The 12,920-nt window shown below is 46.9% G+C and carries 16 protein-coding genes and 2 pseudogenes; 5 read left to right on the top strand and 13 right to left on the bottom strand.

Annotation, left to right across the window (positions count from 1 at the left end):
- Nucleotides 1-15: 15 nt before the first annotated feature.
- The 8 genes and pseudogenes from BN2684_RS25295 to BN2684_RS01950 form a co-directional block, all read right to left on the bottom strand.
- Nucleotides 16-642: pseudogene (locus BN2684_RS25295) on the bottom strand (restriction endonuclease).
- Nucleotides 643-867: 225 nt separating this feature from the next.
- Nucleotides 868-1,791 (bottom strand): phosphotransferase enzyme family protein, encoded by a 924-nt coding sequence (locus BN2684_RS23755; protein WP_082651689.1) that lies wholly within the window; start codon nucleotides 1,789-1,791, stop codon nucleotides 868-870.
- 91 nt (nucleotides 1,792-1,882) lie between these two features.
- The gene (locus BN2684_RS01970; protein ID WP_058300489.1) at nucleotides 1,883-2,305 is read right to left on the bottom strand and encodes a VOC family protein; all 423 of its coding nucleotides are present in this window, start codon (nucleotides 2,303-2,305) and stop codon (nucleotides 1,883-1,885) included.
- 3 nt (nucleotides 2,306-2,308) lie between these two features.
- Nucleotides 2,309-2,932, bottom strand: coding sequence for a phosphotransferase-like protein (locus tag BN2684_RS01965; protein ID WP_058300488.1), 624 nt, complete (start codon nucleotides 2,930-2,932; stop codon nucleotides 2,309-2,311).
- A 26-nt stretch (nucleotides 2,933-2,958) separates the two neighbouring features.
- Nucleotides 2,959-3,741, bottom strand: a complete 783-nt coding sequence (locus BN2684_RS01960) for a DUF695 domain-containing protein (RefSeq protein ID WP_058300487.1) — start codon at nucleotides 3,739-3,741, stop codon at nucleotides 2,959-2,961.
- Nucleotides 3,742-3,824: 83 nt separating this feature from the next.
- Nucleotides 3,825-3,923, bottom strand: a pseudogene (locus BN2684_RS25305) (VanZ family protein); the annotation flags it as partial.
- A 26-nt stretch (nucleotides 3,924-3,949) separates the two neighbouring features.
- Entirely contained in the window at nucleotides 3,950-4,957 is a 1,008-nt protein-coding gene (locus BN2684_RS01955; protein ID WP_058300486.1) for a phosphotransferase enzyme family protein, read from the bottom strand.
- Between the two features lie 82 nt (nucleotides 4,958-5,039).
- Nucleotides 5,040-5,477 (bottom strand): GNAT family N-acetyltransferase, encoded by a 438-nt coding sequence (locus BN2684_RS01950; protein ID WP_058300485.1) that lies wholly within the window; start codon nucleotides 5,475-5,477, stop codon nucleotides 5,040-5,042.
- Between the two features lie 44 nt (nucleotides 5,478-5,521).
- Here BN2684_RS01950 and BN2684_RS01945 point away from each other — a divergent pair, with 44 nt between their 5' ends.
- Genes BN2684_RS01945 through BN2684_RS24390 form a run of 3 tightly spaced genes read left to right on the top strand, consistent with a single transcriptional unit; the run spans nucleotide 5,522 to nucleotide 7,680 of the window.
- A complete protein-coding gene (locus BN2684_RS01945; RefSeq protein WP_082651687.1) occupies nucleotides 5,522-6,157 on the top strand; it encodes a sigma-70 family RNA polymerase sigma factor in 636 nt (211 codons plus the stop codon).
- On the top strand, nucleotides 6,129-6,893 hold the full coding sequence (locus BN2684_RS01940; RefSeq protein ID WP_058300483.1) for a hypothetical protein: 765 nt from the start codon (nucleotides 6,129-6,131) through the stop codon (nucleotides 6,891-6,893). Before BN2684_RS01945 ends, BN2684_RS01940 begins: the two co-directional genes overlap by 29 nt.
- On the top strand, nucleotides 6,814-7,680 hold the full coding sequence (locus tag BN2684_RS24390; protein ID WP_159065747.1) for a hypothetical protein: 867 nt from the start codon (nucleotides 6,814-6,816) through the stop codon (nucleotides 7,678-7,680). Before BN2684_RS01940 ends, BN2684_RS24390 begins: the two co-directional genes overlap by 80 nt.
- Here BN2684_RS24390 and BN2684_RS01935 read toward each other — a convergent pair.
- From BN2684_RS01935 to BN2684_RS01925, 3 genes are all read right to left on the bottom strand, one after another.
- Nucleotides 7,634-8,146: a hypothetical protein gene (locus tag BN2684_RS01935; protein ID WP_058300482.1), complete on the bottom strand. Its 513-nt coding sequence runs from the start codon at nucleotides 8,144-8,146 to the stop codon at nucleotides 7,634-7,636. The two genes, BN2684_RS24390 and BN2684_RS01935, sit on opposite strands and share 47 nt — an antisense overlap.
- Nucleotides 8,147-8,304: 158 nt before the next feature.
- A complete protein-coding gene (locus BN2684_RS01930) occupies nucleotides 8,305-8,775 on the bottom strand; it encodes a hypothetical protein (protein ID WP_058300481.1) in 471 nt (156 codons plus the stop codon).
- Nucleotides 8,776-8,871: 96 nt separating this feature from the next.
- Nucleotides 8,872-10,068, bottom strand: coding sequence for an S-layer homology domain-containing protein (locus BN2684_RS01925; protein ID WP_058300480.1), 1,197 nt, complete (start codon nucleotides 10,066-10,068; stop codon nucleotides 8,872-8,874).
- 317 nt (nucleotides 10,069-10,385) lie between these two features.
- On the opposite strand from BN2684_RS01925, the gene BN2684_RS23745 reads away from it, so the two are divergent.
- The gene (locus tag BN2684_RS23745; RefSeq protein ID WP_082651697.1) at nucleotides 10,386-10,604 is read left to right on the top strand and encodes a helix-turn-helix transcriptional regulator; all 219 of its coding nucleotides are present in this window, start codon (nucleotides 10,386-10,388) and stop codon (nucleotides 10,602-10,604) included.
- Nucleotides 10,588-11,043 (top strand): DUF6773 family protein, encoded by a 456-nt coding sequence (locus BN2684_RS01920; protein ID WP_058300479.1) that lies wholly within the window; start codon nucleotides 10,588-10,590, stop codon nucleotides 11,041-11,043. The genes BN2684_RS23745 and BN2684_RS01920 overlap by 17 nt, the downstream gene beginning before the upstream one ends.
- Before the next feature lie 176 nt (nucleotides 11,044-11,219).
- On the opposite strand, the gene BN2684_RS01915 is transcribed toward BN2684_RS01920, so the two are convergent.
- Together BN2684_RS01915 and BN2684_RS01910 are read right to left on the bottom strand one after the other, a co-directional pair.
- Nucleotides 11,220-12,110: a hypothetical protein gene (locus BN2684_RS01915; RefSeq protein WP_058300478.1), complete on the bottom strand. Its 891-nt coding sequence runs from the start codon at nucleotides 12,108-12,110 to the stop codon at nucleotides 11,220-11,222.
- Nucleotides 12,111-12,149: 39 nt separating this feature from the next.
- A complete protein-coding gene (locus BN2684_RS01910; protein WP_058300477.1) occupies nucleotides 12,150-12,779 on the bottom strand; it encodes a cell wall hydrolase in 630 nt (209 codons plus the stop codon).
- Between the last annotated feature and the right edge of the window lie 141 nt (nucleotides 12,780-12,920).

Below are 12,920 nucleotides of genomic sequence, written 5' to 3'. Positions count from 1 at the left end.
CTATCACTTCAACCCCTACCTCTTACTCACCAGCTTCTTGCTCTTCCACCTTTTCAGCTTATCATCCAGGATCAGCCCGTTGATCAGCTTGATATTCAGCCGTTCCGCAGCTTCCTTGGCTGCTCTGGTGAAGTTGCTTGTTGTCACGATCCAGGCGTCATAGCAGCCATGCACTTGTTAGCCTGCCTTAAGTCGCAAGACAATGTCGTTACCGACATCTTGCTTCCACCTTTTGCATTGGACGGCGATCTTATAACCTTCTTTTCCTTTCAGAATCAGGTCCACTTCATGATCACCTGCCCCACCGATACGTTGTACCGTATAGCCCTGATCGATATAGTAAAGCTCCATGAGCCGTTCGAAGTCAGTGCCGGATAAGGTCTGCACATCGGCTTTTAGGATTTCCGCATCCGTGAGCTTACGAGTGGTTGTCCGGGTTGCACTAGTACGGGGGTTTCCTTTCGTTTTGACTGCTGTAGTGGGAGGACGGCTTCCTGCTGCCGAAGAACCGCCCGCTTTCTTGGCTTGGCGTCGTTTGGTCGTCCATCGACTCCCACAGATCTCACCAATGAGCACGGAACCGAACAGGATGCCGAAGAAAAAACCCCAATGCAATCCTGGTATCGCAAAGTAAATTCCCATTCCACCAAGAAGAGATACCGGTTACCGCTTTTGCTACTTGTCTGCCTTCTGCATAATACGTTCTGGCCATGTGATCCTCCGTCTTTTAGCGACATTTTCTTACACACTCTTCTATAATCTGGGACCATATGCTCAAATATAGCATAATACTGGATGACTTTGGCATCACTTCAAAGAAAAAAAACCCGCATGCTCTCTGGCACACGGGTGTCGAACGTCTTCCGATTAACAAGAACCACACTGCTCTCTCCATCTCATCAGCCAATCGAGCTGCCCATCCAGGAAAGCCTCATCCACACAGTCCAGACCGAACAATTCGATAATGGTCGCCTGAAGCTGATAATGCCGGATGGCAATCCAGTCCGGAAACGAGCGGAGCTCGGCGTCCGTGAGGCTTCGCTGCTTCGAATAGCCACGGAGAAACCGCTCCAAGGCCTCTGTCGTTCTTTTATAGCCTTCCGGGTCAAACTGGAAATAGTCGGTTTCGTCGCAAAACGTCGCGATGTCAAAGCTAGGATAGGCCCAGCATGAAGTATCGAAATCAAGAAGAACATCGTTTCCCTTGAGCGTACGCAGCAAATTCCCCCGATGCAGATCTCCGTGAGAATACCCACGAGGCAGGCCCTTCACCTTCTCCCACAGCTCATCGCCGTATTCGCGGAATCTGGCCAGCTTGGAATCCGGGTACTTCTTTTGCAACAAAATGTTCAGGTAGCGGTCAATGAAAAAGGGCTTATCGCGCTCCGTCAGCTTCCCGGGGTAACCTCCCATAGCATCATGAAGCCTCCCGACTAAACTGCCGATCTCCTCTAAACCCTCGCCCGCTTCCGGTTCTCTTCCGTCCACATAGCCAAACAAGACAAAGAGTCGGCTTTCATCAGACTCGTTCGATTCCAGGTACGGCAAGCCGTTATTACAATGAAGGACCGGCGGCACCGAAAGGTCGTGCTGAGCAAGATAGATCAGAATATCAAGCGACTGTTTCACCGTATCTTGAAAAACAGGCGAGACCACCTTTAGAAAATACCTCTCGGTCCCGCTGAACACGACATAAGAACGGCAGCCCCCCTCGCGCTGAAAGACGATGTCATCGAACTTGAGGGGATAGCTGCGATTAAGCTGCTCTAGGATAACGTCCGATTCCTGCATGGTCATTCCTCTCTCTCGTCTAGTCCTATTCATAGAGATCTTCTTGTAAGATGCTTAGCCTATCGGCTCGAACATCTAAGGATACAGCGAATTACTTCGTTCTTAACGCGATCGGGTGGTCCTCATTCAGTTGAAGCAGGTCCCACTGGTTCCCATACAAGTCCTTGAAGACAGCGACCATCCCGTAGGGTTGTTCCTTCGGCTCTCGAACAAATTCGATGCCTTTCGCCACCATGTCGTGATAGTCCCGCCAGAAATCATCCGTATTGAGAAAAAGGAAAACGCGCCCGCCCGACTGGTTCCCGATGAAAGGCTCTTGCTCCGGTTTGCTGGCGCGAGCCAATAGGATGGTCGTCCCGACCGATCCCGGGGGAGCCACAACCACCCACCGCTTGTCCTGCTCGGGCTGATAAGTGTCCTCCACCAAAGTGAAATGGAGCTTCTTCGTATAGAACTCAATGGCCTCATCATAATCCTCCACGACCAAAGCAATATGTACAATCGATTGAAGCATAGTTCATCCTCCTGTATGTTGAATGATCTCCATCATTTCTTTACAAGCATGGCCTGAATCTGTCCGTTCCATATAGCTTTTGATCTGGAGCGCGCACTCTTGAGACGTGTGTTGATCTGTATGTACGACGAGATCATAGATGCAATCCTCATAGATGCAATCCTCATGGATGCTATTGATCTGACCTTTCGCCTTACCGAGCGTGCGGTCCTTTCTATCCCGTTCCCTTCTCTCCAGCTCCTCCAGGTTGCAAGAAACTTTAATAAAGAATACGGGCTTATCGCGAAGCAACCTGACGCATTGCTCTCTCCACTGCTTATTGCCGAAGATATGATCCACAATAAGGTTGATCCCCAAGTCTGAAAGAACACTTATCGTCTGATGATAAAAGTCCGTCATTGGGTTTCTCATGAGGCGCTTTCCTTCGTTGAAATCTAGTGGTACCTTGGTTCCATCAAGCTCTGACGAAAAAGTTGAATAAAACATTCCGAATATCCCCGCGTCGAACTTATCTACGGAATAGTGCACATACGGTTCATCTAGCAGTTCTTTTAGGTTCAAGGAAAGAGTCGTTTTCCCCGAGCTTGAAGTTCCATTCAAAAAGATGATTTTCCCTTTTGGCTTCATGGTTCCTCCTTCCTACCCGATTTCGGCTATTTCTTTGGCTTAAAAAGCCCCTTCAGCTTACTCGCTAACCCTTCCGGTCCTTTGATGACCTTCGTTTCCCAGCCATCATAATCACCATGAAATTCTTCCGCCGCACCTATCAAGAAGTCCGTTACTTCATTGATGAAATCCAGTTGAACGAAATCATTTCTAGAAATTCTTAACGAGTACTTATCTTCTTGGGCAACCTGATCTTCAATGTGAAATCCGGCTTTTTGAACCTTCTCTTTGAAGAGACCACAGGACTCCTCCGAGCTGAAATAAATCCAGTGATTCACAGGTCGGGATCTTTCTAGATTGTCTCCAAGCTCGATTAATTTATCTACCAACTGTCTGTTCGCCATTCGATGCCGATCGGTTGTATCGGGGTAGAGAACCTCATGATAGAAGGATCTTGGCTCCTGTTCCTCAATACGGGTAAGGCTGTACTTATATGTTTTGACGAGTGTCTCGGCAAGACTCTCCAATTCCCTTCCATCTGCAGAATCCGTATAGTAAAAGAAATCTCTCTTGCCATGCGCGGTGATCCGTCCGACATACAGATAATGATGATCCAAGGAATCCAGGATAGAATCCTCAATCTCATACAAAACAGCTGCTTCTTTTTCACAGGTAAGTCCATCCGCGTTCGGTTCATTTAATGTGACGCTCAGCCGGAACAAATGGACGAGCCCCTCATTTGCACCATCTGCCCAAGGCTCCATATCCAACAAGAAGGAAGCTGGCTTTTCATCCAGGAAAGTAAAGTATGTATTCCAATTGTCTGACATCCCTGCACCGCCCTGCAAATGATGTGATCTGATTCCGGTAACCTGCCATTCGATTATCTCTTCTGAAGTGTCTTTACTAAAACCCTTGTCAGCCCAAATCCAATGAACGCTCCTAATGTATTTAAAAGAAGATCATCAACGTCAAAAGTACCTAAGCGGGTGATCAATTGTGTCCCTTCGATGATTACTAACTTGCCGATGGTTCCTCTTAAAGTACAGGGTTTATTTCCAACCATTTTTTCAGCAAAGCAATATCATCATCAACATTTCTTAGGACGGCATAATCTCCCCAAGTAGTTGGGAAATAAGAAATATATAGAGTGCCTATATTAAAGATTCTCCTGAACGGAATAAAAAGGGCAATCGAATCAACTTCATTGCCGCTCATTGCTCTCACCTTGTTATATCCATTAAGAAATTGATTCTTACGCTGCTCCCTCTCCTTCAATTTGGTTACATCACTTCCCATGCCAAACGGGAAAGCGTACATGGAGATATCATAGGCCCTCCATCCAATCCCACAAAAATCAAAATCAATCAGGATAGGCTGATGGTTATCATCGACTCGTATATTTCCACTATAAATATCGCCATGGCACACACCATATTGCGGTCTTTCGGTACTTAGACTTTCTAGCTTCTTTTTTACACCCTTTGCGACTTCCTCTAAAAAATGGACGTCAAATTCATGAACAGTAGAAAACTCTCTTATCGCGTTCATAGAACGATCGATAAATGAATGGGCGTCTAACCTCCATCGATTAATACCAAACTCGAAATCATCCCAAGCACGATGTATAGAAGCAATATACTTGCCTAATCTTTCGTTAACTTCAACCGTTTCCTCTAGGTGAGTAAACTCGTATTTCCCGACTGAGGTGTATAAAACGCCGTACCTCATTCCATTTCCCGTATGGAAATCTGAAATGTACGTTCCGTCCCATTTTGCAACCGGGATTACGGTTTCAATACCTGATGATTTAAGATGATGAAGCAAATCAATCTCGGTTTGAATTTCTTCCCTGCTTCTTATCCCTTGACGGTATACCTTAAAGAAATACTCTTTATGGTCTGTTACTACCTTGTATGTATCATGCAAGCTTCTATAAAACAACCGACATGTTAGCGTGGCGCCAGGGAAATATTGTCCTGTCATATAGGTACCAAGTGCATGTGATGATAATACAGACGCTTCTAATGGAAATATTACATCCATGTAGTACGATCCTCCTCCAACAATGGCCTACTCGATTTCATCCGATTTTCTGCCAACTCCATAATTGCAGGATCCATGATGGTTATATCGATAAAACCATATCGATTTCGTCATCCGCCATTTCACCCATTTGCTGAAACCCGTGTTTTAGATAGAGCTCCCTAACATTTTCATTGCCGACTATGTACGTGGTTACAATTTCACTGCAGTCGCTTTCTTTTTTGACCCACTCAATTGCTAATCCAAGCGCTTTGCTCCCGTATCCTTTCGATTGATACCTCTCATCGATCATAAATTGCCATATGAAATAATGGTTGTATTCTTCATTAAATCGAAGCATGATAAATCCCACCATTAGGTGATCCGCATAAATGGCAAATGGCATCACTTTATCATAATAAACATATGCTTTTGCCAGCGAAAGCACGTTGGGTGAAACAAAATTATGTTGATCTTCTTTCACCTTTAAATCCAGACATTCTCTATAATTGTCGCGTGTTATTTTCTCTAACCTTACCATTACGAGTGTGTCTCCCTTCGTATTAGTTACTTGGCTCAGAATCCATCTTCTTTTGTCGGTTCACCATTGTAAAATTTATCGAGCCCGTCTATCTCTTTTGTTTGAAACGAATTCATTCCCGTTATGAAGCGGAAGATCTTGCAAGCGAAATAATGGTGCACATCCTTGACGGTATAGCCAAATACAAGATTGAATCGCTTGAAGCATGGGTTTGGCGAATCGCTCATAACCGATATGCACGATGGTGTAAAGCCCAAGCCCAGAAGACACGTGCCGAAGTGTGCTCCGCTGACCAACTGTTTGCCATTGAGGTTGATTATGGTGTTGTTGACGCGCTGACCATCACCGATGAATACGAGAGGGTGTTTAACTCTCTGCACACCCTTTCCTCCGAATATAAAAACATTCTAGTGGACTATTATATCGGGGAAATGCCGGTAAAGCGTCTTTCCGACAAATATTCTCTGCCCGAAAGCACCGTAAAATGGAGGCTGAACGTCAGCCGAAATAAAATCAGAGAACGGATTGGAGGCAATCGAATGGATAAGGTTTATACTAGAATAAACTGGGAAACGACCGCATGCAACGGCTCCATGAACGCAAGTGCTTATCTGAACAATCAGGTCGCGCGCGCCATTTGTGAGGCGGCTTATGAAACCGCTTACGATCGAAGAAATTAGCCTGAAAACGGGTCTTCCGACGATGTACATCGAGGATGCGCTTCCTCATCTGCTTTACGGGGATGCAATGGAACAAACCGGTAGCAAATATGGGACGAATTTTATTGTTCTGCGACTTGGAGACAAAGAGCGTTTGGAAAAAGAATTTGCTCCGATCGTCGAGGAATCTCAAGATGAACGCGACAGAAGCAGTGAATACGCTAGCGGTTGCAATGTTACAGACGCCGAAAAGGGATTGATCTACTACTATCATACCGTCAAGTATTTTACTGACCTATATGATAACGAAGGAACACGACGGCTTGCTGCAGACGCGCATAAACTTCCGCCAAAATGTACAAATGGTTGGATTCCCGACGGATTGCTGTCCGAAGATGACGTCATTCGGCTTCTGCAAACTAATCTAATCATAAAGTCGGGCGACACCTACAAGCTGAACTTTGCTTGCTTTTTACAAGAGCAGTTTACGGAATTTTCTGGACTGTTCCGATTAGAGGATGAGACCATCACCAAGCTAATTACGGATTTGATTCTGAGCATCCACAAGAGCTTCAAGTCTTTTGTTCCAAAACGCCTGGACAGTCAAATCAATCAATGGGTCTCGTGCTTTGTCCATAACGTTGCTGGATATGTAACGGAAGAGCTTATCCATAGAAATGTGCTTGAAAAGCCCAGCTTGGACCAGTCATCGACAAACGGCGTTTTCTATATCGAGGGTGCGTATTTGCCTATCTGAACAACAGCAGTATCGCAACTCCCTTGCTAAATCGGGCAATATTCAAATCGCCTCCGGTCATGAGAAACGACAAACCTATCTGCGGAAGCCTGAAGAAATTCAAAAGTGGATAGAGGAGGCAAAGTCCATCTCGATTCAAAAAGAACAGGTCGATGAGAAAACGAGTATGTTCGATCCTGATTACCGGGTGACGTTTCGGGAAGGGACCTCTTATTCGACTTGTTATTTCAAGTTTAAAGGATCGCGTGGATTGTACGAGAACATCACGGGAACAGGGGGCGAATCGGTTTGGTTTACCCCCGACAAAAGCATATCGGATTGGTTGATGCCATACTTTTCAGCATTAACAAGTGACCTTGTCCCAGTTGACCCTTCTCGACCAGATGCATCTGTGATTAATCGTTTTACTCAACTGTCCAATGAGAAAAAATTCGATAAAGCTGCCGAGCTCCTTATGGGTGGACAAGAGAATCCGAATTACCGAAGAGGCCCTGTTCCAGAAAGCTTGTTGAGGAGTAAAACCAACCTTCGCATGTGGGATAAGACCGAAAGCACCGAAGGACAGTATCAAATGGATGAACGTGTGCCTTATTGGGACTACCGAACGTTTCTGGTTGAGTATCAAGGGGATTGGAAGGAAAAACCGCGAGATGCCTTACCGATCGATGCTCCCCGCTATGAAGTGTATACCCTTGTCCAGTTGACATCCGATACGAATTCTCCCTGGTTGATCTATAACATTACCGGAGGCTCTTCAAAGTGGGTAGACATGAACCCAGCGCAGTAGTCTTAATGATTTCGATAAGACCCGGACTTCTCATATCTCCTTTGCACCTTGGACATTCGTTCTTGAATCTCAAGGTTTGATGAGCTGCTTCTAATTCTGCATCATGAAAGACATAGGCGTCCCGATCAAAACAGAAAGCATCGAGATCTAGACCGCAATCAAAGCAATGAAACGTTCGATAATACACATAAAAAAAGCTTTCATACGGGATCGTTTTCCCCAGGGTTTCCACATCCTCATCAAACCCTTTAGGGAAGTATAATATCCTTGGCCACCATTGTCCTTCTTTCCAAGGAACCTTCTCCAAAACAGCCAGCGTGTTTGTGCCTCTGACACCAAATTGATTTAAATAGGGTTGGATAAACGCTAGTGTGAATTCGGTTTTTAGGATGGGGATGCCTCGATAATCCGATTGTTCTTGACTCATAATGACTTCCCATTCTGCAAGCTCAAGGTAAAGAAACAACGGATTTGCCCCCTTGAATCGTATTCCATTATTATACATCTGACAATCCAGAGACAAAACCCTCAAATCCTTTCAGCAAAAAAAGAGCAGCCTCTCGGCCACTCCTTCCCCATTCACGTAACAACCTCATTCTCCTGTCTAATCACAGCGATGAATTGTTACTTGTCATCACTTTCATTTCGAGGATTCCCCAAAAAATTGACCACGATCTTGGTTTCTTTCTTCTTCCGCTTATAGCGCTTGCACAGGTATTCTCCAACCGTTTTCTTCTTGTTCATATAGGAATGCGGGATCCTTATCACTTCTCTGTTCTTTAACAATAAGCGGTATTCATCCTCATCACGGCTGGCAATTCGGATTGTCCCCATTTCACGATAACGATAAAACTCAATGAGTTCAATCTCGCTTATTTCGATCTCAAACCATCTCATCTTGTAAACCCACTTGCTTAATTTATCATCCTTGATCTGATAAGTAACACCAAACTTATAGAGGATCAACATTCCCGATGCAACAGAGGTTCCCAGGAATAACAAACGCGGTGCGCCATAAAATGCGAGCAAATTCATGAAGAGCAAAAGCAGGATCAAGCTCACTTCAATGTGATGGCTCACCGATTCATTTTCCACTACTTTACCACATGATCGAAATTATATGTTATCCCCTATTCCTATTCCTTCATCCTCTCCCACCAAAAAAAAGCAGCCCTTCGGCCGCTCTTCCTTTCATTCATCCCATTCAAACCAAGGTGCGTTCGCATCCTTCACGTAAATCATCACTTCATTATCAGTTTCTTCCGTCATTCGCTCGGGGTAGCGCGCTTCTCCTCGGACGTGGAAGCTCTTTACGCCCGTTACATCAAATTCGACCTGAGCGTTATTTGCGAATTGCTCGTACGTGTATTTCACGGTCTGCCCATTGATCGTTATATAGATGTCCATGACCTGACGCGCCTCAATCCGAATGGCTGCCTTCGTCACAACCTGGCCCGGATTCGTGCTCCATTCGGGTGCAGGGGCCAGAACAATATTGGTGTCCGGACCACCGTTGAAGAGGTTGGCGCCGAACCCCGTTTCTCCGCCGGCGTCCAATGTCTGATAAGACATCGGTTCTTCCGGCTCTGTTGGCTTCACGTAAGCATAGTCTTCACCGGCTGCCATCAGCATCCGGTTCAGAATGGTGACGATCTCCGCCCGCGTTACGGACCGATCCGGGTAGAAGTATCCCTTGGCATCCGGCGTAATAATTCCGAGCTTGCTGAAGCGGTAGAGGGCACTAGCTTTCACATAGTCTAGATCGCTGGCCCACCAAACCTCCCCCTTCTCACGGATCAAGGCGAGCTTAGGCGACATCAAGGAAAGGGGTAAGCCGCTTTTTTCGAAGCTCTCGTAGGAGAGAAACTCCCGTTGTGGAATGTCCTTCACCTTGGCCAGTTCCTTCGCCAAGGCCGAATCCTCCGGCTCTAAGGGACCCTCGATCTTGCTGAATAGAGCGTCCAGCGTCATGAGCACTTCCCAACGGGTCATGTTCTTCTCCGGTTTATAGGTATAGCTTTCGTTCCAGAAATCTTGGACATCCGCCGCATAGATCGGCCAAGTGGTGCTGTACAGCTCGGCGAATTCCTTGCTGGCCCAATGGTTCTTCGGCACCCCAGGAATGGTTGCGGGCTCGGGGTTGCGAAGCAGCGGGAAGAGGCGGTATACCATCACCGTAAATTGCGCTTTGGTAACAGGTTGACCGGGCCGAAAGGTCCCGTCGGGAAATCCGTTCAGAATGCCGCGCCGGCTCATTTCGTCAATGGACGGCTTGGCCCAATTATACTGGCGGTTACCATCCACATCCTTAAACCCGGCAAGAGCGGGCGTTACCCAGACCGCCGATATAAGGATGAAGGCGATGCAAGTCAAAAGCAGCTTTTTCAAAGAGGACAAACTCCTTTGGTGTAATGTCTGGATGTACGATACGTGATCCGTCTATTTCCAGCAGGACTAGTGTACCAGATAAGGACAGAAATCTCATGACATAACCTGGTAAATGGGTGCCTGATGGTTCATACGATCCGTCGAAAGTAACATACTCCCTGGTTGCCTTGATCTATGTAACCGGTCTCCACCATGGATTTACAATCGACCCAACGTCGAATTAGCGCAAGGACAATGTCTTATATACACACATTTATGTCTTATATAATTGACATAGTGACTGGGTTATGGTACTTTTTATATAGGAGGTGGTAACGATCGGAAAGAATTTACGAATAAAAGCTGCACGAGCGGCAAAGGACATGACGCAAAAAGACCTTGCAGATGCAGTCGGAGTTGCCCGCCAAACCATAAACGCCATTGAAAAAGGCGACTATAACCCCTCAATCAACCTATGCATTTCCATTTGTCAGGCTCTGGGTAAAACCCTTGACCAACTTTTTTGGGAGGATGATGAGCATGAAGAGCAAGAATAACGGACTGGATGAACGTCAAAAAGAAAGGCGTAATAGCATTGGCAATCAAATGTTCATGCTGATGTTCTATGCTCTTTTTCTAGATTCCGGCCTCTACGGGTCGGGAATTCACTGGCTTCCCTATCCAGCAAATAGTTTGGTCATCATTACAGCCTGCATGGGGATCTACCTGATTCGAACGATAGCAGCTGATGCCTATCTGCCTCCAAAGGCTCATGGCAGGAAAACCACCGTTTCTGCGATCCTCGCAATCGTATTTTCCGTCGTTCTTGCGATAGCCGCCTATCGTCTCTTTGGACGTACGACCCCAGCCACCGGGACAGAGACGAACGACAACTCGGCGCTCATTCTCTTTCTTGTCTCCGCTGTCGCCCTGCTCATCTCGCTCATTGTCACCATAATCAAAAAGGCAAACGACAAGAAGGATAGCATGGAGTAAAGGAGCTGGCCCCTCCTCCTTCGAAGCTTCTGTTAATGAAGACAGCGAACGACCACAAAAAGGAGCGAACCAAGCAAAGGGCCCTTCCCTGCTTGATTCGCTCTCTATCTTTTCTTTGATGCCATCCCGCCGACCCGCAGCAACCACCTATTTTGCCTAGCGGCAGAGCTTTCCTTTTACGGGTTCGTCATCTCCTTAAGCTTCCCCTCGCTGCACCTATAGTGCGTGATCGAATCGCTAACCGCCCGGTCGAACATGAACCGTTCGAGTTGATCTGCAGCTAAGCCGTGGATGTTCTTTACTTCAAACCCCTTTACTCCAACGGCCTTGATGGTATCTCCGCTCTCTTCAAATGATAACGGGCTGTACCAGGCATAATCGTCGGACCGCACTATCCAAAGAGCGGTGCCAGTTTCATATTCATAGAAGTCTTGAATGTACACCTCTGCTTTATTCCATTGGTCCCGCTCACTCGAGGCATTGAGGTCTTCACATATCCTTTTTGCATATTCCTTTGCTGCGGCGATCATTTTATCCTTGTGCGGAGTGGAGCCATAATCCGGTTTATGCGGTTCGGATATGTGCTGGGTGAGGGTACCCTTTGCCTGGAAGTCCTGGCCCGGCCAATCCGCTCCGCTCTCCTCCTCGGTTACCTTGCCATTGGCATAAACGATTCCGTCCATCAGAGTGAACGTCACCAGACTCTTTCCCTTATCCGCATGTGCATAAATCCGTTTCTGTCCGTCAGAACCGGTATAGAGCCTGAGCTCAAATTCAAGATCCTGTCCGATATAGGGCTCAAACTCGTTAGTTCCTTTGCCTTCCGTTCGATCCGGGTATAACCATAACCGCAGATTGATGTAGTCCTCCAGAGCGGTTCGGATTTTGGCCAAGGTGTATCCGGCAGGGAGTTCAGCTTCGGCGGCAGCGCCTAGGTCGGTAGCTTTAAGCTCGCTTGATACGGCAGTCGTCGTGATCCCGACCCCAGTCTTGGTAGTCGTGGCGCATCCTCCCATCAGCAAGAGTACCGCCGTCAACAGGAGGATCCACCCTTTGCTTCTTGTCATATTCGTTTCTCCTCCGCCATGTGGAAGACATGAGCTTGGTTATTTTAGGTTATAGAAAATATTATGGGTGCTTCTCTCACTGTTGGTGTCCAGGTTGCTGTTGCTGGTTATGGTAGCAATGGAGGACGGATTCTGCAAAGACGATGTGGAATCGAACACAATCACAACATCCTTGATGGCCACGTAGCTGCTTCCTCCATTAAAGCTGTAACGCAAGCCGCTGCCGGCGGGTGAAGTATCCGCACCATTCCCTGGCAAGAGGAAGTAGGTCAAGCCTACGAAATACAATTGGCTGGAGATTCCTGCAGGCTTGGAGACCAGCGAAGCATAATCGGATGCACTGGATGTGGAGAGAAGTGTGCAAGCATTCCACACCGCATTGCTCCATCTGGCCGAGCTTTTGTCGGGAACACGGGCATTTGTCGTTCCGCTTGATCCTCCAGTGATAGGCTCGAACGCGCCGGAGCTGGTGGCGACTCCCCGATAGGTGCTTCCTCCGAATGAGCCGTTGCTCTTCCGATTGATCACCACCCAGGCCACAGCATTTTGATCAGAGACGTTCACCGTATTTTCTCCGTATAGCAGTCGGGTCAGGACTTCAACATCGGACAAGCTATTATACCATCCGGAAGAATACGAGATCGACTTTCCGAAGTTTGCATCACTCATCAGGGTGTTCTTCCAATTTGTAATCTGGATGACCATATCCTGGGTGACAAATGGAGAGATTTGTTGACCCTTAGCCGAAAACAATTTGAGGTTCGTCGCCGCATCGGTGGTTTCAATTCCCGTGATATATTGATTGGAGAT

It is taken from the genome of Gorillibacterium timonense (assembly GCF_001457415.1).
GTDB classification, from domain to species: domain Bacteria; phylum Bacillota; class Bacilli; order Paenibacillales; family NBRC-103111; genus Gorillibacterium; species Gorillibacterium timonense.
Note: the sequence above shows the minus strand (reverse complement) of the source record. Positions and strands in the feature narration are given on the sequence as shown.

What these genes read in the sequence shown, in the direction of transcription:
- BN2684_RS01950 (WP_058300485.1), bottom strand. Translation starts at nt 5,477, where the DNA reads ATGGTAAGGTTAGAGAAAATAACACGCGACAATTATAGAGAATGTCTG.
- BN2684_RS01970 (WP_058300489.1), bottom strand. Translation starts at nt 2,305, where the DNA reads ATGCTTCAATCGATTGTACATATTGCTTTGGTCGTGGAGGATTATGAT.
- BN2684_RS01965 (WP_058300488.1), bottom strand. Translation starts at nt 2,932, where the DNA reads ATGAAGCCAAAAGGGAAAATCATCTTTTTGAATGGAACTTCAAGCTCG.
- BN2684_RS01955 (WP_058300486.1), bottom strand. Translation starts at nt 4,957, where the DNA reads ATGGATGTAATATTTCCATTAGAAGCGTCTGTATTATCATCACATGCA.
- BN2684_RS01910 (WP_058300477.1), bottom strand. Translation starts at nt 12,779, where the DNA reads ATGAGTGATGCAAACTTCGGAAAGTCGATCTCGTATTCTTCCGGATGG.
- BN2684_RS01940 (WP_058300483.1), top strand. Translation starts at nt 6,129, where the DNA reads ATGAAACCGCTTACGATCGAAGAAATTAGCCTGAAAACGGGTCTTCCG.
- BN2684_RS01920 (WP_058300479.1), top strand. Translation starts at nt 10,588, where the DNA reads ATGAAGAGCAAGAATAACGGACTGGATGAACGTCAAAAAGAAAGGCGT.
- BN2684_RS24390 (WP_159065747.1), top strand. Translation starts at nt 6,814, where the DNA reads ATGTGCTTGAAAAGCCCAGCTTGGACCAGTCATCGACAAACGGCGTTT.
- BN2684_RS01915 (WP_058300478.1), bottom strand. Translation starts at nt 12,110, where the DNA reads ATGACAAGAAGCAAAGGGTGGATCCTCCTGTTGACGGCGGTACTCTTG.
- BN2684_RS01960 (WP_058300487.1), bottom strand. Translation starts at nt 3,741, where the DNA reads ATGTCAGACAATTGGAATACATACTTTACTTTCCTGGATGAAAAGCCA.
- BN2684_RS23755 (WP_082651689.1), bottom strand. Translation starts at nt 1,791, where the DNA reads ATGCAGGAATCGGACGTTATCCTAGAGCAGCTTAATCGCAGCTATCCC.